Origin of the sequence: Streptomyces sp. NPDC050439 (genome assembly GCF_040655335.1) — a bacterium.
GTDB lineage: Bacteria > Actinomycetota > Actinomycetes > Streptomycetales > Streptomycetaceae > Streptomyces.
Map to the genome: position 1 here is coordinate 259127 of NZ_JBFAJT010000009.1, position 19748 is coordinate 278874.

Here is a 19748-nt window from a genome sequence, read left to right on the forward strand (position 1 = left end):
TCCGAACTCTCCGGGACTCAGTGAGCCGGGCTCAGACGGCCGCCGGCACCCGCTTCTCCGTCGCCGCTTCCTCACCCGTGACGCCGCTCTCCGAAGGAGCCGTCTTCCGGCCGCCCTTGAGCAGGATGACCGCCACGGTCGAGACGCCGACTCCGGCGGCGATGGCCACCAGGTACAGCAGCGGCTGCCCGATGAGCGGCACCACGAAGATGCCGCCGTGCGGGGCCCGCAGCGTGCAGCCGAAGGCCATCGACAGGGCGCCGGTGACCGCGCCGCCCGCCATCGACGCCGGGATCACCCGCAGCGGGTCGGCCGCGGCGAACGGGATCGCGCCCTCCGTGATGAAGGAGGCGCCCAGGAACCAGGCCGCCTTGCCGTTCTCGCGCTCGGTCTTGGTGAAGAGCCGGCCGCGGACCGTCGTCGCCAGGGCCATGGCCAGCGGCGGGACCATGCCGGCCGCCATCACCGCGGCCATGACCTTGAGGCTGCCCTCGGTCGGGTTGGCGAGGCCGCCGACGGCGAAGGCGTACGCGACCTTGTTCAGCGGGCCGCCGAGGTCGAAGCACATCATCAGGCCGAGGATGACGCCGAGGATGATGGCGTTGGCGCCGGACAGGCCCTCCAGCCAGTCCGTGAGCGCGCTCTGCAGCTCCGCGATGGGCTTGCCGATGACGAGGAACATCAGGAAACCGACGACCGCGGACGAGATCAGCGGGATCACGACCACGGGCATGATCCCGCGCAGCACGGCCGGGATCTTCACGCGCTGGATGCCCATGACGACCGCGCCCGCGATCAGGCCCGCCGCGAGGCCGCCAAGGAAGCCCGCGTTGATCGTGACGGCGACGGAACCGCCGACGAAGCCTGGGACGAGTCCTGGCCGGTCGGCCATTCCGTACGCGATGTAGCCCGCGAGGACCGGCACCAGGAAGGCGAAGGCGAGGCCGCCGATCTGGAAGAGGAGCGCGGCCCAGCTGGTGGTGTCCGTCCACACGAAGTGCTCGGCGACGGACGGCGCCTTGTCGATCTTCCAGCCGCCGATGGCGAAGCCGAGTGCGATGAGAAGGCCGCCGGCCGCGACGAACGGCACCATGTAACTGACGCCGGACATCAGCCACTTGCGCAGCTTGGTGCCGTAACCGTCACCGCTGTCACCGGCGTTGTCGACGGGGCTCGGGCCGACGTCCGCGGTGATCTCGCCGCGGGCCGCCTTCGCCCGCACCTCGGCGATGAGCTCGGCGGGCCTGCTGATGCCTGCCTTCACCCCGACGTCGACGGTGGGCTTCCCGCCGAAACGGTCCTTGTCCCGTACGGGGACGTCGTGCGCGAAGATCACCGCGTCCGCGGCGGCGATGACGGCCGGGTCGAGGCGGGTGAAGCCTGCTGACCCCTGGGTCTCCACCGTTAGCTCTACGTCAGCCTCGCGGGCGGCGTTCTCGAGGGACTCCGCGGCCATGTACGTGTGCGCGATGCCCGTCGGGCAGGAGGTGACGGCGACGATGCGGAACGGCTGCTCCGGGGCGGGGGCGTGCTCCGGGTGCGGGTCCGCCGGGTCTTCTGCCGGGCTGCTCGCGGCGGGCTCCCCCGTGATCAGAGCCGCGGCTGTCCCGGCGTCCTCCGCCGCCCGCAGCGCGCCCGTGAACTCCTCGTCCATCAACTGCCGTGCCAGCGAGGAGAGAATCGTCAGGTGGGCGTCGTCCGCGCCCGCCGGAGCGGCGATCAGGAAGATCAGGTCGGCGGGGCCGTCCGGCGCCCCGAAGTCGATGCCTTCGGCCGAGCGGCCGAAGGCCAGGGTCGGCTCGGTGACGTGGGCGCTGCGGCAGTGCGGAATGCCGATGCCGCCGTCGAGGCCGGTCGGCATCTGCGCCTCGCGGGCCGCCACGTCGGCGAGGAACCCGTCCAGATCGGTCACCCGGCCCAGGGCGACCATGCGCTCGGCGAGGGCACGGGCCGCCGCTTCCTTGGTGGTGGCGGACCGGTCGATTTCGAGGTCGACCAGTTCCGCGGTGATCATCTCGCTCATCGCGGGCTCCTTCGCACGCGTATCGCCCGGAGGGCGGGGGTGGGGACGGGGGTGCTGCAAGTGGGGACGGGAGTGCTGCGGGGGGTTCGGGGTGTCATGACGCCGGCTCCGTCAGTACGCGGTCCAGGGGAACCTCCGACGTGACGGTGACGGCGTCGGGCGCGAGGTCCGCGGGGGTCGGCATCGCGCTGCCGGGGAGCTGGACCGCTGCCGCGCCGTGCGCCACGGCCGAGGCGAGGGCGGTGACGCCGGTGCCGCCCGCGACGAGGAAACCGGCCAGGGAGGAGTCACCGGCACCGACGTTGCTGCGTACGGCGTCGACCGGTGCGGAGGCGAAGTACGCGCCCGAGTCGTCCACCAGGAGCTGGCCGTCCGCGCCGAGACTGGCGAGCACGGCCCGCGCACCCAGCTGCCGCAGTTCCTCGGCCGCCTTGACCGCGTCGCCGACGGTCGCCAGGGGGCGGCCCACGGCTTCGGCGAGCTCCTCCGCGTTCGGCTTGACGACGTCGGGGCGTTCGGCGAGGGCGGCGAGCAGGGCGGGGCCCGAGGTGTCGAGGGCGATGCGGGCGCCCGCGGCGTGCGCGCGGGCCACCAGGTCGGCGTACCAGGAAGGGGCGAGGCCGCGGGGCAGGCTGCCGCAGCAGGCGATCCAGTCGGCGCCGACGGAACGTTCCCGCACGGTGGAGAGCAACGACTCGGCCTCGGCCGCGCTCAGTTCGGGACCGGCCGCGTTGATCTTGGTGAGGGTTCCGTCCGGTTCGGCGACCGCGATGTTGGAGCGGGTCTGGCCCGCGACCGGGACCGGTGCGACCTGAATGCCCTGCTCGTCGAGGAGTTGGGCCACGAGTGCGCCGGGCGCGCCGCCGAGGGGCAGGACCGCGAGCGTCACCGCGCCCGCCGCCGCGACCGCCCTCGACACGTTGACGCCCTTGCCGCCGGGGTCCATGCGGTCACCGGTGGCCCGGATGACCTCGCCGCGGTCCAGAGAGGGGACCTCGTAGGTGCGGTCGAGGGAGGGGTTGGGGGTGACGGTGAGGATCATGCGCGTACGTACCGTTTCGTTGCTGACCTGCGTGGTGTCGCTCTTGGGTGTGTCCGCGCCGCTCATGCCCGGATCACCTCCGTGCCGCCGCTCTCGATCGCCGCGGCGTCCTCGGGGCTGAGGCCGCTGTCGGTGATCAGCAGGTCCACGTCGTCGAGGCCGCCGAAGCGCGCGAAGTGCTCCTGCCCGTGCTTCGTGGAGTCCGCGAGGAGCACCACGCGGCGGGCCGCACCGATCGCCGCGCGCTTGACGGCGGCTTCGGCCAGGTCGGGGGTGGTCAGGCCGGACTGCGCCGAGAAGCCGTTCGCGGCGACGAAGAGGACGTCGGCGCGGATCTCTCCGTACGCCCGCAGCGCCCACGCGTCGACGGCGGCGCGCGTACGGCTGCGGACGCGGCCTCCGATGAGGTGGAGCTGGATGCCGGGGTGGTCGGCGAGGCGGGCGGCGGTGGGGAGGCCGTGCGTGACGACGGTGAACGTCGCTTCCAGCGGGAGGGAGGCCGCGAGGCGGGCGACGGTCGAACCGGCGTCGAGGATGACGCTGCCTTCGGCGGGCAGCTCGGCGAGGGCGGCGTGGGCGATGCGGTCCTTCTCGTCGGCGGCCGTTCCCTCGCGCTCGGCGAGGTCGGGCTCGAAGTCGAGGCGCCCGGCCGGTATGGCACCGCCGTGCACGCGACGCACGAGCCCGGCCCGGTCGAGGGCCTTCAGGTCGCGCCGGATGGTCTCGGCGGTGACCTTGAACTCCTCGGCGAGCGACAGGACGTCGACCCGGCCGCCGTCGCGCGCGAGCCGCAGGATCTCCTGCTGCCGCTCCGGTGCGTACATGTCCGTTTGCCTCCGCCGGGTGCCCGAGTGTGTGGTTTCCCCTGCAGAGTACGACTGGTTTCGCGTGAAGTCCACAGGTCCGGACTCTGCGCAGACATAAACGGACTTCCCGGATCGCGAAAGCGGCCCGGGCGGAGCTCGTGGCTCCCACCCGGGCCGCGCCCTGTCGCTACCGCCGTCAGGAGGTCAACGCGGGCTCCCGCTCACCGAGCTCGTCACCGGGAACATCGACGGCCGCGTCCTCGCTGCCGACGTCATCTCCGCCTCCGCCGCCGCCCTCCACGTGCTGCCGCGGCTTCGAGGGCAGGGCGAACATCAGCAGGAAGATGGCGACGAGCACGCCGACGACCCACCACAGCGAGTTCTGGAACGCGCCCACGATCTCCATGGGCATCTCGCTCCGCGCCGCCTTCTCGTTGATCACGCCGAAGAACACCACCGAGACCAGGCCGAGCCCGAGCGCCGTACCCATCTGCTGCACGGTGTTGAGCAGCCCGGACGCAGACCCGGAGTGCTCGCGCGGCACGTCCGACAGGATGGCGTCGGTCAGCGGCGCGACGATGAATCCCATGCCCGCGCCCATCACGACCAGCGGCAGCGCCATCTGCCAGGACGCGATGCCCGCGCCGTACCGGTCCGCCTCCCAGATGTAGAGCAGCACCCCGGCGGCCATGACCAGCGCGCCGCCTTGGAGCACCTTGCGCCCGAACCGCGGCACGAGCTTCTGCACGGACATGCCGGCCGCCACCGAGACGGCGATCGAGAACGGCACCCCGGTCGTGCCCGCCCGCAGCGCGCTCCAGCCGAGCCCCGTCTGCATGTAGACCGTCCAGACCAGGAAGAAGATGCCCATCGCGACACCGAACACGGTCTGCACCGCGATGCCCGCGGCGAAGCTCTTCACCTTGAACAGGGACAGTTCCACGAGCGGCGAACCGTCCTTGGCCGCCTTCGCCTTCTCGTACGCGATGAGCGCGACGAAGACGAGGAGTCCGCCCGCCATCATGGCGTGGCCCCACAGCGGCCAGTCCAGCTCCTGCCCGCGGGTGAGCGGGTAGAGCACCATCAGCAGGCCGAGCGTGACGAGGACGACGCCGACGAGGTCGAGCTTGAGGGCCTTCGGCGCCTTGGACTCGGTGATGAACTTGCTGCCGAGGATCAGTCCCGCGACACCGACGGGCAGGTTGATGAGGAAGATCGGCCGCCATTCGAGCCCGAACAGATTCCACTGGGTGAGGAGCGCGCCGAGCAGCGGACCCGATACGGCGCCGAGGCCCACGATCATCCCGAAGAGCCCGAAGACCTTGCCGCGCTCGTGCGCGGGGAAGGTGGCGTGCACGATCGACAGGACCTGCGGCACCATCATCGCGGCCATGCCGCCCTGCAGGATCCGGGACGCGACCAGCATCTCCGGGTTCGCGGCGAACCCGCAGAGCGCGGAGGCGACGGTGAAGCCGGCAATCCCTATCAGGAACATCCGCTTGCGCCCGTGGATGTCGCCGAGCCGCCCACCGGTGATGAGGCCGGCCGCGAACGCGAGCGCGTAGCCCGCGGTGATCCACTGGATCTGGCTGTACGAGGCGCCTGCGTCCTCCTGGATGGACGGGATCGCGATGTTGACGATGGTGACGTCGACGAGGTCCATGAAGGCCGCCGTCATCACGATGGCGAGGGCGAACCAGCGGCGCCGGTCGGCTGCGGCGGCGGCGTCCGATCCGGGGGGTGTGGTGGCAGGGCTGCTGTAAGTCATGGGAGGAGACTAGAAGTCATATAGGCCAGGGCTTGTCCTAGATGGGCGGCATCCTGGAGAACATGACATCAACTTCGGGCACGACTTCGGAAAGGTCCGACTCGGGCGCTGGGTCTGGGCCTGGGTCCGGCGCTGGGTCTGGTTCCGGCTCCGGCTCTGGGTCCGGCTCTGGGTCCGGGTCCGGGGGTATGGACACCCCGGCTCGGCTGCTGCAGCTGCTCTCCCTCCTCCAGACCCCGCGCGAGTGGCCCGGCGGTGAGCTGTCGGACCGGCTCGGCGTCAGCCGTCGTACGGTGCGGCGCGACATCGACCGGCTGCGGGACCTCGGCTACCCGGTGCAGGCCAGCCAGGGGGCGACCGGCGGTTACCGCCTGGTCGCCGGGAAGGCCATGCCGCCGCTCGTCCTGGACGACGAGGAGGCGGTGGCGATCGCGGTGGGGCTGCGGGCCGGGGCGGGGCACGCGGTGGAGGGCGTGGAGGAGGCGTCGGTACGGGCCCTGGCGAAACTCGAACAGGTCCTGCCTTCGCGCCTACGCCACCGGGTCCAGACCCTTCAGATCGCGACGACCCCGCTGACCAGCGGCGACGGCGCGAGCATCGCGCCCGAGACGCTTACGGTCATGGCGTCCGCGGCGGCGGGCCAGGAGCGCCTCCGCTTCGCGTACCGCTCCGGCGACGGCACGGAGTCCCGCCGTCTGACGGAGCCGCACCGGCTGGTGTCGACGGGGCGCCGCTGGTACCTGGTCGCGTACGACATCGACCGGGACGACTGGCGTACGTTCCGCGTGGACCGGGTGTCGTCGCCCTTCGCGACCGGGGCCCGCTTCGTGCCGCGGGAGCTGCCCGCGGGGGACGCGGCGGAGTTCATCCGCCGGTCGATGTGGCGGGGTCAGCCTTCGTACGCGGTCGACGTGACGTTCGAGGCGTCCGCGGAGGCCATCGCCGGGGCGTTCCCCTCGGCGCTGGGCACGCCGGAGTCCCTTTCGGCCACGAGGTGCCGCCTCCGCTCGGAGGTGACGGACTCCGTCGAATGGCTTGCGGTGCGGTTGGCTACTGCGGGCTGCGATTTCGTGGCCCACGGCCCACCAGAACTCATCACTTCCCTCCGGGAACTGGGCTCCCGCCTGACCCGAGCGTCGACCCCCTGACCGGACCTCACGCCACCCACGGCCTTGACGCACCACGGCACGGCTCCGCGCCGGCGCCTGCAGGCCGTGGGGGACGCCCCTTCCCCGCGCTCCGCGCGGATTCCTCCCACCCACGTCCGCGCGACGGCGCCCGCAGGTCGTGGGGGACGACCCTTCCCCGCGCTCCGCGCGGATATCTCCCACCCACGTCCGCGCGCCGGCGCCCGCAGGTCGTGGGGGACCACCCTGTACCGCGCTCCGCGCGGATTTCTCCCACCCACCCACCCGATTGCCCGGGAGCAATGAGCGGGCGGGGCGGACCCCCGGGGTGGCGCATCCACGCGAGGGCGGGAGGGACACCTTGGGCGGTCCTGAGGAAGGTGACCCGGGTGATGGGTGGGTGGGCGGGAGATATCCGCGCGGAGCGCGGTTCTGGTTCGCGCGGAGCGCGGGGAGCCGGGCAAGCACCCCCGCCGGGTTGGCGCTAGGGCCAGGGGGCACCTCGGGGCGGCCGAGGAAGGTGACCCGGGTGACGGGTGGGCGGGTGGGAGATATCCGCGCGGAGCGCGGTTCAGGCCCGCGCGGAGCGCGGAGAGCCGGGCAAGCACCCCCGCCGGGTTGGCGCTAGGGCCAGGGGACACCTTGGGGTGGCCGAGGAAGGTGACCCGGGTGATGGGTGGGCGGGTGGGGGATGTCCGCGCGGAGCGCGGTTCTGGATTGCGGGGAGCCGGGCAAGCGACCCGCCGCTCCGTTGACGCGAGGGCGGGGGGCGGAGCGCGGTTCAGGTCCGTGCGGAGCGCGGGGAAGTGCAGAGAGCCGGGCAAGCGTCCCCGCCGCTTCGGGCAGGGGTGAGCCCCGGTGCCGGGGGGGATGGCACCGGGGCTCAGTTGAAGGGCGGCCCTGCTCGCCGCTCAGGCGGCCGCGTCGAAGCCCGTGTCCCGAGCCAGCTTCTTCAGCTCAAGAAGCGCATGCTTCTCGATCTGGCGGATCCTCTCCCGCGTCAGACCATGCTGCTTGCCGACCTCCGTCAGGGTCCGCTCGCGGCCGTCCTCGATGCCGTACCGCATCTTGATGATGGAGGCCGTGCGCTGGTCGAGGCGGCCGATCAGATCGTCCAGCTCCTCGCTGCGCAGCAGGGTCAGGACGGACTGCTCGGGCGAGACCGCGGAGGTGTCCTCGAGGAGGTCACCGAACTGCGTGTCCCCGTTGTCGTCCACGCCCATGTTGAGCGAGACCGGGTCACGCGCCCAGTCCAGGACGTCCGTGACACGCGCGGGCGTGGAGTCCAGCTCCGCCGCGACCTCTTCCGGCTCGGGATCGCGGCCGTTCTTCCGGTTGAACTCACGCATGACCCGGCGGATCCGGCCGAGCTCCTCCACCAGGTGGACGGGCAGACGGATCGTGCGGGACTGGTCGGCTATGGAGCGCGTGATGGCCTGACGGATCCACCACGTGGCGTACGTGGAGAACTTGAAGCCCTTGGCGTAGTCGAACTTCTCGACCGCGCGGACCAGGCCCGCGTTCCCCTCCTGGATCAGGTCGAGCAGCGGCAGACCACTGCGCGGATAGCGGCGGGCCACGGCGACGACGAGACGCAGGTTCGACCGGATGAAGACGTCCTTCGCCCGCTCGCCGTCGGCGACCAGCGTCTCCAGCTCCTCGCGGGAAGCGGAAGCGCCGGGGACGGAGTCCTCGACGTCACCGTCGAGTATCTTCCGGGCATACACACCGGCCTCGATGATCTGGGACAGCTCGACTTCCTTGGCGGCGTCGAGCAGCGGCGTACGCGCGATCTCGTCGAGGTACATGCCGACCAGGTCGCGGTCGGCGATCTCCCCGCCTACGGCGCGAACACTGCGTGCCGCGTCGGTCTCGCCGGAGGAGGCGGACTTACGACGGGCGACGGCACGGGTTGCCATGCGTGCTCCCTTGCGTGTGGAGGTCCTGGTCGGCCCTTTTCACGGGCCTCTGTGGTGGAAACCACACCCTTGCGGGTGCCCTGCTTCCGATGGAAACAACGACTGGAATCCGGACAGAATTCCCAAGCCGCGTAACTATTTTCCTGACGTTGCAGTACCCTGTGCCGCCACAAAGGGAGGCAGGATGCCGTCGGAGCGTGACGAGGTGCAGGTCAGGCCGGGCTCGGAGGCCGATCTGGGGGCCCTGACCGCCATCTACAACCACTACGTACGCGAGACGGCGATCACATTCGACACGGCCGTCTTTCTGCCGGAAGAGCGCCGCCCTTGGCTGCTCTCCCACCCTGAAGACGGCCCCCACCGCCTCTTGGTTGCCCAGGAGCGGGATTCCGGCCTGATCCTCGGGTACGTCACGAGTTCTCCTTTCCGGGTCAAGCCCGCGTACGCCACTTCTGTGGAAGTGAGCGTCTACTGCGCGCCGGATGCCGCGGGCCGCGGCATCGGCACCCTGCTCTACAAGGCGCTCTTCGAGGCCCTCGAAGGCGAGGACCTGCATCGCGCCTACGCCGGGATCGCCCAGCCGAACGACGCCTCCGGCCGCCTCCACGAACGTTTCGGCTTCCGGCACGTCGGCACGTTCCGCGAGGTGGGCCGCAAGTTCGGCCGCTACTGGGACGTCGCCTGGTACGAGCGTCCCCTCGGCCCCGGAACCGAAGCGGGTCCTAGGTCCCGACCCGGCCCGCCCTAAGCCCTGACCTAGGCCGCACGGCCGTTACGCCCGCGCCCCGGCCCGCCTACCGTGCCGCCATGGACGCCACCGCAGACAACAGAGCCGACTCCGCAGCCGACACCACCGGCACCCTCGACGAAGCCCTGCAGCGCCTGCACGCCTCCGGCCCCGAGCGGCTCGGGCGGCTCACCAACCACGCCCCGATGGCCGTCGAGGCGCTCGCCGCGCACGGCCACTCCGGTGCCGTCCACCGCTGGCTCGGGCTGTACGCGCCGAAGTTGGAGGAGTACCCGGGCTCGGTCGGAACAATCACCGACGACAACTGGCGCGAGGCCCTCGGCGATCCGCGCCGGGCGGCGGACTGGATCGCGTACTTCGGCCGGCAGGTCGGTGAACGCCCGTGGCGCGAGGTGCTCGCCGCCTGGTGGCCGCTCCTGCTGCCGGGCCTGTACGGCGGTTCCACGCACCCGGTGATCCGCGTCGGCCACGCGGTCCGCACGCTCCTGACCGGCGAGGAGACCGGCCCCCGCGTCACCGAACTCGCCCACGGCCTCGGCTATTGGGCCGCCCGCCACCACCCCGTCACCGGCATCACGCTCCTGCCGCCGGGCACCGGCACCGCTGCCGCCGCCCTGGACGCCGTGGAGCCGATCCCAGACCGGGAAAGCGGTGGCTTTCCCGCCAGGCTGGGCCGGGTCGTGGGCCTGCCCGCGTGGGCGGCCACCGTGACGGACCCGGACGAGGCGCGCCGCGCGCTCGCCGAACTCGTGCGGGCGGCCACCCACCGGTACGCCACGCACGGCCACGGCGAGGCGACCATGCTGGTGCACGCGTCCACGGCACCCAACGCCGTGCTGCGGACGCTGCCCGCGCTGCCCCGCACCCTGTGGGCGCCGAGCCTGCACGCGGCCTGGACGGCGTCGGCCGCCGTGACCTCGATGTACGCCCCCGACGCCCCGGTCACGTACACCGCGCCCGGCACCTTCACCCCCGAAGAGGTCTTCGAGCGGGCCCTGGCACACGGTGACGAGCACGTCATCAAGTTCGCCGACACCGCACTGGACGTGGGCGACGAGCGCGCCCTGACGGCGGCCCTGCGCGCGATCGAGATCAGCGAACCGCTCGCCTGAAGCGGTCAGCCGAACTGCACCGACCTCTTCGCGAGCCCCATCCAGAACCCGTCGATCACACTGCGCTGCCCGCCGAGGTCTCCCGCGGCCTCCGCGGCCCCCAGCGTCACGAAGAGGGGCGCGAAGTGCTCCGTGCGCGGATGTGCGAGCTCGCCCGCCGGAGACTTGTGCCGGAAGTCGAGGAGGCCGTCGATGTCGCCCGCGTCGAGCGCCTCGTGCCCCCACGCGTCGAACTCCACCGACCACGAGGGCACACCACGGTCCAGTTGGCGCAGCGCGGCCAGATTGTGCGTGAAGAAGCCGCTGCCGACGATCAGCACGCCCTCGTCCCGCAGCGGCGCGAGCTTGCGGCCGATGTCGAGGAGGCGGCGCGGGTCGAGGGTCGGCAGGGAGATCTGGAGCACGGGGACGTCCGCGTCGGGATACATCTCGACGAGCGGGACATACGCTCCGTGGTCGAGCCCGCGGTCCGGGATGTCCTGCACCGGCGTACCCGCCCCGCGCAGCAGTTTGCGTACGGAATCGGCCAGTTGGGGGGCGCCGGGAGCTGCGTACGTGACCTGGTAGTAGTGCTCGGGGAAGCCCCAGAAGTCGTAGACCAGCGGGGTCGCCTCGGTCGCGCCGAGCGCGAGCGGGGCCTCCTCCCAGTGGGCGGAGACCATGAGGATGGCCTTGGGGCGCGGCAGCCCCGCCGACCAGGCGCGGAGCTGCTCCGGCCAGAGCGCGTCGTCGGCCAGCGGCGGTGCGCCGTGGCTGAGATACAGGGCGGGCATGCGCTCCTGGGTCGCGGTCATGGCGGCACCTCCGGGGACGTACGGGGAATGGTCTCTCACACACCGAAGCTTTTGCTTTAACTCTCAAGCTTTCTCGACGATGACTCTACGCCCAAATTGTTTAACTTTCAAGGAAGGGCTGCGTACAGTGGACTACATGGACACGGCACCCACTTCTTCCCCCGACCTTCCCGACGGGGAACCGCGCTGGCTCGACGACGAGGAACAGCGCACCTGGCTCGCGTATCTGCAGGCCACCACGCTCCTGGAGGACCACCTCGACCGCCAGTTGCAGCGCGACGCCGGCATGCCGCACATCTACTACGGTCTGCTCGTCCAGCTCTCGGTCGCTCCGCGCCGACGCCTGCGCATGACCGAGCTGGCCAGGAACACCAAGATCACCCGGTCCCGTCTCTCGCACGCCGTCGCGCGCCTGGAGAAGAACGGCTGGGTGCGCCGCGAGGACTGCCCCTCCGACAAGCGCGGCCAGTTCGCGATCCTCACCGACGACGGGTACGAGGTGCTGCGCAGGACCGCGCCCGGCCATGTCACCGCCGTGCGCCAGGCACTCTTCGACCGGCTCACCCCGGAACAGCAGAAGTCCCTCGGCGAGATCATGGTGATCGTCGCCGAGGGACTTCAGCCGAAGGAGGCGGGGGCGGACCTGCCCTGGCTCCGCTAGACCGCCTCCCCCTTCACGTCCGGGGTCAGTGCGCGACCACCGGAATCCTGATCTCGTCCTCGACACCCTCGCCGTCGCCGGAGCCCGAGGCGGCCGGAGCGCCGCTCTGGGCGCCGGTGTTGATGAGGGCGAAGGCGATCGCGGCGGCGGCGGCCAGGATGCCGACGGCCCACCAGATCGCGCTGGTGTAGCCCTCGACCATGGCCTGCGCCTGGACCAGCTTCTGGGCCGCGGGAGTCGTCGCACCCGCCGCGTGGTCCGCGATGTACGCGGTCGTGGCGGAGGCGGCGATGGTGTTCAGGAGAGCGGTGCCGATGGCGCCGCCGACCTGCTGCGAGGTGTTGACCATCGCGGAGGCGACACCCGAGTCACGCGGCTCGACACCGTGCGTGGCGAGCGACATGGCGGGCATGAACGCCGTACCCATGCCGAGGCCGAGCAGCAACTGCGCGGGCAGGATCAGACCGGCGTACGAGGTGCCGATCTCCAGCTGCGTCAGGAGCAGCATGCCGATGGCCGCGACCACGAAGCCCGGGCCCATCAGGAGCCGCGGCGCGACGCGGGTCATCAGACGGGCGCCGATCTGCGTGGAGCCCGTGATCATGCCGACGATCATCGGCAGGAACGCGAAGCCGGTCTTGACCGGCGAGAAGCCCTTGACGATCTGCAGGTAGTACGTGAGGAAGAGGAACAGGCCGAACATCGCGATGATCGCGAGGCCGAGCGAGAGGTAGACGCCACCGCGGTTGCGCTCGGTCAGGACGCGCAGCGGGAGCAGCGGCGACTTGACCTTCGCCTCGGTGAGGACGAAGGCGGCGAGCAGGACGGCGGAGCCGACGAACATGCCGATCGTCAGGGAGTCCGACCAGCCGGCCGACTCGGCGCGCGTGAAGCCGTAGACAAGGGAGACCAGACCGAGGGTGGACAGGACCACACCCGGGATGTCGAGCGGCGAGCGGTTGCGGGCACCGGCCGGCTCACGGATGACGAAGTAGGCACCGATCGCGGCAACGGCGGCGAACGGGATGTTCACGAAGAACGTCCAGCGCCAGTTCAGGTACTCGGTGAGGAAACCGCCGAGGATCAGGCCCACGGCGCCACCACCACCGGCGATCGCACCGTAGATGCCGAACGCCTTGGCGCGCTCCTTGGCATCGGTGAACATCACGGCGAGCAGCGAGAGCGCGGCGGGCGCGAGCAGCGCGCCGAACACACCCTGCAGGGCGCGGGCGCCCAGCATCATGGCCTCGCCGGTCGCGGCACCGCCGAGCGCGGAGGCCGCGGCGAAGCCGATCAGGCCGGTCACAAAGGTGCGCTTGCGGCCCCAGAGGTCGGCTATGCGGCCACCGAAGAGCAGCAGACCACCGAAGGCCAGGGCGTAGGCCGTGATGACCCACTGGCGGTTGCCGTCGGAGATGCCCAGGTCCTGTTGGGCGGAGGGCAGCGCGATGTTCACGATGGTCGCGTCGAGGACGACCATCAGCTGCGCGAGCGCGATGAAGATCAGCGCTTTCCAGCGCCTCGGATCTGTTTCTGACATGGGAGTAGCCACCTAGCGGTACGTGTGGTGAAAAAGTGACGGAAAGCGATGCGTTCGAGCGCCCGGGCCAGGCGGGACTCAGGACTGGCGGAGGTCCTCCAAGGTCGCCGCCTCACCGGGCAGCTCGGAGCGGGCCGGTGCCATCAGGCCGTCGAGGAACAGCTGCAGATGGCGGTGGACGAAGCGGTCCATGTTCGGGCACGCCGTGCCGGGCAGCGGCCTCGTGAGCTGGGAGAGGGCGACCATCAGGTCCCCGACGGCGATGTCGGTGCGCAGCTGCCCGGCCGCGCGCGCCCGTTGCATGAGCCCGTCGATCACGGCTTCGAGCCGCTCACGGGCATCGACCAGATCCGGGTGATCGGGGTCGAAGGCCGCCTGGAGGATCGGGCACAGGGCACCGATGCGCTCGTCGGCGGAGGCATGGACGAACCGGCGCAGGGCGTCGAACGCGACACTCGGGTCGGCGTCCGCGGCCACGATCGCCGCCTCGGCGTGTGCCGAGACGCGGTCGGTGACCATCAGGACGACCTGGTGGACCAGTTCGGAACGGTCGGAGAAGTGCCGGTAGACCGTGGCATTGCCGACGCCGGCCCGGCGCGCGACCTCGTCGAGCGGCACGTCGGGGCCGAACTCGACGAACATCTCGCGTGCGGCGGCGACGATCCGCTCCCGGTTGCGCAGGGCGTCGGCCCGCGGGCGGGGCGTGCGGCGCTGCGCGGCGGTGGCGGTTTCCACGGCGGCTCTCCTCAAGTCTGCGGTGCGCGATTCACGTCCGTGATGCGCGATTCAGGTCTGTGGTGCGCGATGCGGGGAATCACTCCCCGTTTCGCTCGGACACAGGTCTAAACGGGGAGACAGTCCCCGGATATTTCCCGCTCCCGGACTTTCTTCACGTGACCCGCGTCACACCTCCGTGGGGATCCGCAGGAAGCCCTAGATGAACAAGAAACCCACGATCGGTCGCACCCAGCGAGCGCCCGCGCACCCACCGGCACAGGGTGATCGAAAGGGTGCAGCCAGGACCGGCGGCTGCCGCTAGGGGAAGGCCCACGCATGCAGCAGCCGACCTGGAGGCAGATATGCGGAGCGCGACGTGGCGCTGCACTCGCCACCTGCGCCGTCCTTGCTTTCACGGTCACCACATCGGCGAGCACCGGCCGCCTGATGGAGGAGTCCCCCACGGCGGCGGGCCCCTCTTCCCTGGCCCGCGCGACCACCCTCAACCCGTGCATGATCAGCGGCACGATGGGCGTACAGATGTCGGAGGGCATGCCCACCCCCACCGGCTACTCCCGCTCCACCGGCACCGTCCGGGCCCTGAACCTCATGGTCGACTTCTCCGACGCCCCCGGTGAGGGCCCCGCGCTCGACCGCCTCGCGGAGTTCTTCCCGCAGACGTCGGACTGGTTCCGCACCAGCTCCTACGGACGGCTCGACTACCGCCCGGAGTCCCCGGTCTCCGACTGGCTGCGGATGCCCAAGAGCTTCAAGGAGTACGGGATAGAGCGCGGCGCCCCCTTCGACCCCGGCTACCGCGAGCTGGTCACGGACATCGTGGCGGAGGCCGACCCGGACGTGGACTTCCGGGAGTACGACCTGGTGAACATCCTCATCACGCCGAACGCGGGCCCTTCCGCGCTCGACACGGTCCTTTCGGTGACCTTCGCCGGGAACACCGAGGCCCCCGTCGCGGACGGCGTCCCCGTATCGAACGCGTCCTTCGTCTACAGCAGGCAGGACGACGGCTCGGGCAGCTACCGCGAGACCGGCTACCGCGTGCTCCCCCACGAGAACGGCCACGTCTTCGGCCTGCCCGACCTGTACACGCAGGAGGGCGGCGGCGCGGTCGGCCACTGGGACATCATGAGCGAGGACTGGGGCGCCAACAACGACCTGGTGGCCTGGCACAAGTGGAAGCTCGGCTGGCTCGGCGACGACCAGGTCAGCTGCGCGTCGAACTCCGGCACCACCGAGCACACGCTGAGCCCGCTGCCGACGGAAGGCGGCACCAAGCTCGCCTTCGTGCCGCTGAGCGAGCGGACGGGGTACGCCGTCGAGGTGCGCACCCGCGGCGGCAACGACGAGGCGATCTGCAAGCCGGGGGTCCTGATCTACCGGGTGGACGCGGAGATCGACACCGGCCACGGCCCGATCACGGTCGCCGACTCCACGAAGGACAGCGGCGGCTGCACGCGCCGGCCGAACGTCCACGCGGAGCTCTCCGACGCGACCTACGAGCCCGGACAGACCTTCACGGACAAGAAGACGGGCGTACGGATCACGGTGACGGACATCGACGAGGCGGGCCGCTACCGGGTGCACGTCACCCGGCCGTAAGGCCACGCCTCAGCCGCCGTTGACCTTGGCGGACCCGGCGCCGGGCACGGTCTGCTGCACCTGGCGCAGGAAGGCGAGATTGTCCGGGGTCTTGCGCAGGCGCTCGATCAGCGCCTCCAGGTTGCTCTGCGCGTCCCTGCCGTGCAGGGCGCGCCGCAGGCCGCGTACGGCCGTCAACTCGTCGGCGGGCACCAGGAGTTCGTCACGTCGCGTGCCGGAGGGGGTGACGTCGACGGCGGGGAAGACCCGGCGTTCGGCCATGCCCCGGTCGAGGCGGAGCTCCATGTTGCCGGTGCCCTTGAGCTCCTCGAAGTAGTAGTCGTCGGCGCGCGATCCGGTCTCCACGAGCACGGTGGCGAGCATGGTCAGGGACCCGCCCTCCTCCGCGAGCCGCGCGGCCCCGAAGAGGCGCTTGGGGCCCTGGATGGCGGCGGCGTCGACACCTCCGGAGAGGGTGCGGCCGCCACTGGAGGCCGCGTTGTTGTACGCGCGGCAGAGCCGGGTGAGGGAGTCGAAGAGCATCACGACGTCCTTGCCCTCCTCGGTGAGCCGCTTGGCGCGCTCGACGGCGAGTTCGGCCAGGGCGATGTGCTGCTTGGCGGGCCGGTCGAAGGTCGAGGCGAGCACTTCACCCCGTACGGAACGCTTCATGTCCGTGACTTCCTCGGGCCGTTCGTCGAGCAGCACGACCATGAGGTGCGCCTCGGGGTGGTTCGCGCTGACGGCGGCGGCGATCTGCTGGAGCAGGACGGTCTTGCCGGTGCGGGGCGGCGCGACGATGAGGCCGCGCTGGCCCTTGCCGACGGGGGCCACGAGGTCGATGAGCCGGGTGGCGACACTGCCCCCGCCGCTGCCAGGGGTCTCCAGGCGGAGCCGTTCGCGGGGGTGCAGCGGGGTCAGGTCGCCGAATTGTGCGCGCCTGCGCAGGGCTTCGGCGGAGTGTCCGTTGACCCGCTCGACGCCGGTCAGGGTGCGGGCCTTGCCGCAGACGCCCTCGACCAGGTCACCCGCGCGCAGGCCGAGCCGGCGGATGAGCGCGGAGGGAACCTGCACGTCGTTCGGGGTGGGGAGGCAATCGCCGGTACGGAGATGGCCGTTGGCGTTGTGACTCACGTCGAGGATGCCGGAGGCGGCGACGACGGGGGTCGCGGGGGCCGTGGTGGTGGCCGGGGTGGCGGCTGTGGTGGTGCTCTTGTCGCGGGTGATGGTTGCGGTACTCATGATGGGGTCCTTTCGCGAGCATGCGAATGAAGGGGCCCGGCGGAACGGTGTGTTCACGTCCCGTACGACGGGCGGAGTGAAGAACTGCGGCAGAAGGCTTCGCGAAGAGTCACGAACCGGGGAGCCGCTGGACTACGAGAGCCTCGACGAGGCGGAAGAAAAGAAGACTGGCACCGGCGCCGCAGAAGGCGGCGTACACACGTGCTGTTCGCAAGGTAGCACAGCTCGCGGCGCTCCGAACGTGACGTGGGTCACCAGATACGCACGAGGACGCCACGCCCACCCACATGAACCGCTCCCCGGTTATGTGGGCCCCACACATGGGAACCCCGCCCGGCGCACCCTTACGTTTCCGGCCATGACGAGCCCCACTCCCCGCGGTGACACCCCCGCAGCCCTCGCCGGAAATGACCTCACCGGACGCACCGCCCTGGTCACCGGCGGCGCCAGCGGCATCGGGCGGGCCTGTGCCGTGGCCCTGGCCGACGCGGGCGCCTTCGTGCACGTCGTGGACCGGCACGCCGACGCGGCCAAGGAGGTCGCCGACCGGATCGACGGCGAGGCACACGCCGTGGACCTCGCCGATCCCGCCGCGGTGCACACCCTGCCCACGCGCGTCGACGTCCTCGTCAACAGCGCCGGGCTCCAGCACGTCGCCGCCATCGAGGAGTTCCCTCCGGAGCGGTTCGACCTGATCCAGCGGGTCATGGTCACCGCGCCGTTCCTCCTGCTGCGCAGGACGCTGCCCCACATGTACGCCCGCGGCTGGGGCCGCGTCGTGAACATCTCCAGCGTGCACGGTCTTCGCGCCAGCGCCTTCAAGTCCGCCTACGTCACCGCCAAGCACGCCCTGGAGGGGCTGAGCAAGGTCACCGCCCTGGAAGGCGCGACGCACGGCGTCACCAGCAACTGCCTCTGCCCCGGCTACACCCGCACGCCCCTCGTCGAGGACCAGATCAGCGCCCAGGCCACCGCCCACGGCATCGCGCCCGAGCAGGTCCTCACCGACGTGCTCCTGCGGCGTTCCGCGGCCAAGCGGCTCATCGAACCCGAGGAGATCGCCGCCGCCGCGCTCTGGCTCTGCGGCCCGCACAGCGGCTTCGTGACCGGCGCCTCGCTGCCCCTGGACGGCGGCTGGACCGCCGGCTGAACACCCGCTCCCCCAGCGCCCCTTCACCACACGCCCGCCTCACGTCACCCGCACGTCCCCATCGAGAAACGGATCACGCCATGGCAGCCGCAACGCCGCGCGCCCCGGGCAAGAACCCCGGCAAGACCCCGGGCACGCCAGGAATCGCCCGCATCATCAGCGCAAGCCTCATCGGCACCACCATCGAGTGGTACGACTTCTTCCTCTACGGCTCGGCCGCCGCGCTCGTCTTCAACACGCTGTTCTTCCCCGACAGCGACCCGCTGGTCGGCACCCTCCTGTCCTTCCTCACGTACGCCGTCGGGTTCGCCGCCCGGCCTCTCGGCGGCGTCGTCTTCGGCCACTACGGCGACAAGATCGGCCGCAAGAAACTGCTCGTGCTCAGCCTGATGATGATGGGCGGCGCCACCTTCGCGATGGGCCTGCTGCCCACCCACGCGACCCTCGGCGTCGGCGCCCCGATCCTGCTCACGGTGCTGCGCCTGATCCAGGGCTTCGCGCTCGGCGGTGAGTGGGGCGGCGCCGTCCTGATCGTCTCCGAGCACGGCGACGACAAGAACCGCGGCTTCTGGGCATCCTGGCCGCAGGCGGGCGCCCCCGGCGGCAACCTCCTGGCCACCGGTGTCCTCGCGCTCCTCGCCGCCGTCCAGTCCGACGAGGCGTTCCTCGCCTGGGGCTGGCGCATCCCGTTCCTGCTCTCCGGGGTGCTGGTGATCATCGGCCTGTGGATACGGGTCTCGGTGTCGGAGTCGCCGCTGTTCCTGGAGGCGCAGGCGAAGGCGGAGGCCGCCGAAGCCGCGGGGGAAGCCGCCAAGCAGGACGCACCGGTCGTCGAGGTCTTCCGGCACAACTGGCGCGGCGTACTCACCGCGATCGGCACCCGGCTCGGCGAGAACGTCTCGTACTACATCCTCACGGCCTTCGTCCTCGTCTACGTCACCGTGCACCTGGAACTGCCCAAGAGCACCGCCCTGAACGCCGTCCTCATCGGCTCCGCCGTGCACTTCGTGACGATCCCGCTGTGGGGCGCGCTCTCGGACCGCATCGGCCGCAGGCCCGTCACCCTGATCGGCTCCATCGGCATGGCCCTGTGGGCGTTCGCGTTCTTCGCGCTCGTCGACAGCGAGTCGTTCGCCGTGATCACCCTCGCCGTCACGGTCGGGCTGCTCTTCCACGGCGCGATGTACGGGCCGCAGGCCGCCTTCATCTCCGAGATGTTCGACACGAAGGTGCGCTACTCCGGGGCGTCGATGGGCTCACAGCTCGCGTCGATCATCGGCGGCGCGCTCGCGCCGATCATCGCGGTGGAGCTCCTCAAGGACTTCGATTCGGCGACACCGGTCTCGCTCTACGTCTGCGTGACAGTGGTGATCACGACGCTCACGGTGCTCGTGGCGAAGGAGACCCGGGGCCGTTCGCTCTCCTCTCCGGCCGAACAGCGTTCCGCTTCCGAGGGTGCGAGCGGCGCGGCCTCGGCGACAATCGGAAGCCGCACCTGAA

Annotated in this window: 16 protein-coding genes; 7 read left to right on the forward strand and 9 right to left on the reverse strand. The window is 71.0% G+C overall.

What is annotated here, in order from left to right:
* Positions 1-31 precede the first annotated feature (31 nt).
* The 4 genes from AB0I66_RS33650 to AB0I66_RS33665 all read right to left on the reverse strand — a co-directional run bounded on the left by AB0I66_RS33650 (position 32) and on the right by AB0I66_RS33665 (position 5639).
* Positions 32-2023, reverse strand: a complete 1992-nt coding sequence (locus AB0I66_RS33650; RefSeq protein WP_363211780.1) for a fructose-specific PTS transporter subunit EIIC — start codon at positions 2021-2023, stop codon at positions 32-34.
* A gap of 94 nt (positions 2024-2117) precedes the next feature.
* A complete protein-coding gene (gene pfkB / locus AB0I66_RS33655) occupies positions 2118-3065 on the reverse strand; it encodes a 1-phosphofructokinase (RefSeq protein WP_363211978.1) in 948 nt (315 codons plus the stop codon).
* Between the two features lie 62 nt (positions 3066-3127).
* Positions 3128-3889, reverse strand: coding sequence for a DeoR/GlpR family DNA-binding transcription regulator (locus AB0I66_RS33660; RefSeq protein ID WP_363211782.1), 762 nt, complete (start codon positions 3887-3889; stop codon positions 3128-3130).
* A gap of 178 nt (positions 3890-4067) precedes the next feature.
* A complete protein-coding gene (locus tag AB0I66_RS33665; protein ID WP_363211783.1) occupies positions 4068-5639 on the reverse strand; it encodes an MFS transporter in 1572 nt (523 codons plus the stop codon).
* 188 nt (positions 5640-5827) lie between these two features.
* On the opposite strand from AB0I66_RS33665, the gene AB0I66_RS33670 reads away from it, so the two are divergent.
* Positions 5828-6787, forward strand: a complete 960-nt coding sequence (locus AB0I66_RS33670; RefSeq protein WP_363211784.1) for a YafY family protein — start codon at positions 5828-5830, stop codon at positions 6785-6787.
* Between the two features lie 890 nt (positions 6788-7677).
* On the opposite strand, the gene AB0I66_RS33675 is transcribed toward AB0I66_RS33670, so the two are convergent.
* Positions 7678-8685, reverse strand: coding sequence for a sigma-70 family RNA polymerase sigma factor (locus AB0I66_RS33675; protein WP_363211785.1), 1008 nt, complete (start codon positions 8683-8685; stop codon positions 7678-7680).
* Positions 8686-8869: 184 nt separating this feature from the next.
* On the opposite strand from AB0I66_RS33675, the gene AB0I66_RS33680 reads away from it, so the two are divergent.
* Positions 8870-9433 (forward strand): N-acetyltransferase family protein, encoded by a 564-nt coding sequence (locus AB0I66_RS33680; protein ID WP_363211786.1) that lies wholly within the window; start codon positions 8870-8872, stop codon positions 9431-9433.
* Positions 9434-9492: 59 nt separating this feature from the next.
* A complete protein-coding gene (locus AB0I66_RS33685) occupies positions 9493-10545 on the forward strand; it encodes a questin oxidase family protein (protein WP_363211787.1) in 1053 nt (350 codons plus the stop codon).
* Positions 10546-10550: 5 nt separating this feature from the next.
* Here the strand turns inward: AB0I66_RS33685 and AB0I66_RS33690 are convergent, their stop codons facing one another.
* The gene (locus AB0I66_RS33690; RefSeq protein WP_363211788.1) at positions 10551-11339 is read right to left on the reverse strand and encodes a class III extradiol ring-cleavage dioxygenase; all 789 of its coding nucleotides are present in this window, start codon (positions 11337-11339) and stop codon (positions 10551-10553) included.
* 136 nt (positions 11340-11475) lie between these two features.
* Between AB0I66_RS33690 and AB0I66_RS33695 the strand changes: the two genes are divergently transcribed.
* Positions 11476-12000, forward strand: coding sequence for a MarR family transcriptional regulator (locus AB0I66_RS33695; protein WP_363211789.1), 525 nt, complete (start codon positions 11476-11478; stop codon positions 11998-12000).
* A gap of 25 nt (positions 12001-12025) precedes the next feature.
* Here the strand turns inward: AB0I66_RS33695 and AB0I66_RS33700 are convergent, their stop codons facing one another.
* Both AB0I66_RS33700 and AB0I66_RS33705 read right to left on the reverse strand, forming a co-directional pair.
* Positions 12026-13540 carry an MFS transporter gene (locus AB0I66_RS33700; protein WP_363211790.1) on the reverse strand — a complete coding sequence of 505 codons (1515 nt, stop codon included), beginning with the start codon at positions 13538-13540 and terminating at the stop codon, positions 12026-12028.
* A gap of 78 nt (positions 13541-13618) precedes the next feature.
* Positions 13619-14275, reverse strand: coding sequence for a helix-turn-helix domain-containing protein (locus AB0I66_RS33705; RefSeq protein ID WP_363211791.1), 657 nt, complete (start codon positions 14273-14275; stop codon positions 13619-13621).
* Between the two features lie 318 nt (positions 14276-14593).
* On the opposite strand from AB0I66_RS33705, the gene AB0I66_RS33710 reads away from it, so the two are divergent.
* Complete coding sequence (locus tag AB0I66_RS33710) at positions 14594-15877, forward strand: M6 family metalloprotease domain-containing protein (protein ID WP_363211792.1); 1284 nt, start codon at positions 14594-14596, stop codon at positions 15875-15877.
* A gap of 9 nt (positions 15878-15886) precedes the next feature.
* Here the strand turns inward: AB0I66_RS33710 and rho are convergent, their stop codons facing one another.
* The gene (gene rho, locus AB0I66_RS33715; RefSeq protein WP_363211793.1) at positions 15887-17098 is read right to left on the reverse strand and encodes a transcription termination factor Rho; all 1212 of its coding nucleotides are present in this window, start codon (positions 17096-17098) and stop codon (positions 15887-15889) included.
* A 358-nt stretch (positions 17099-17456) separates the two neighbouring features.
* On the opposite strand from rho, the gene AB0I66_RS33720 reads away from it, so the two are divergent.
* Together AB0I66_RS33720 and AB0I66_RS33725 are read left to right on the forward strand one after the other, a co-directional pair.
* Complete coding sequence (locus AB0I66_RS33720; protein ID WP_363211794.1) at positions 17457-18248, forward strand: 3-hydroxybutyrate dehydrogenase; 792 nt, start codon at positions 17457-17459, stop codon at positions 18246-18248.
* 80 nt (positions 18249-18328) lie between these two features.
* Positions 18329-19747, forward strand: a complete 1419-nt coding sequence (locus AB0I66_RS33725; protein ID WP_363211795.1) for an MFS transporter — start codon at positions 18329-18331, stop codon at positions 19745-19747.
* The last annotated feature ends 1 nt before the right edge of the window (position 19748 follow it).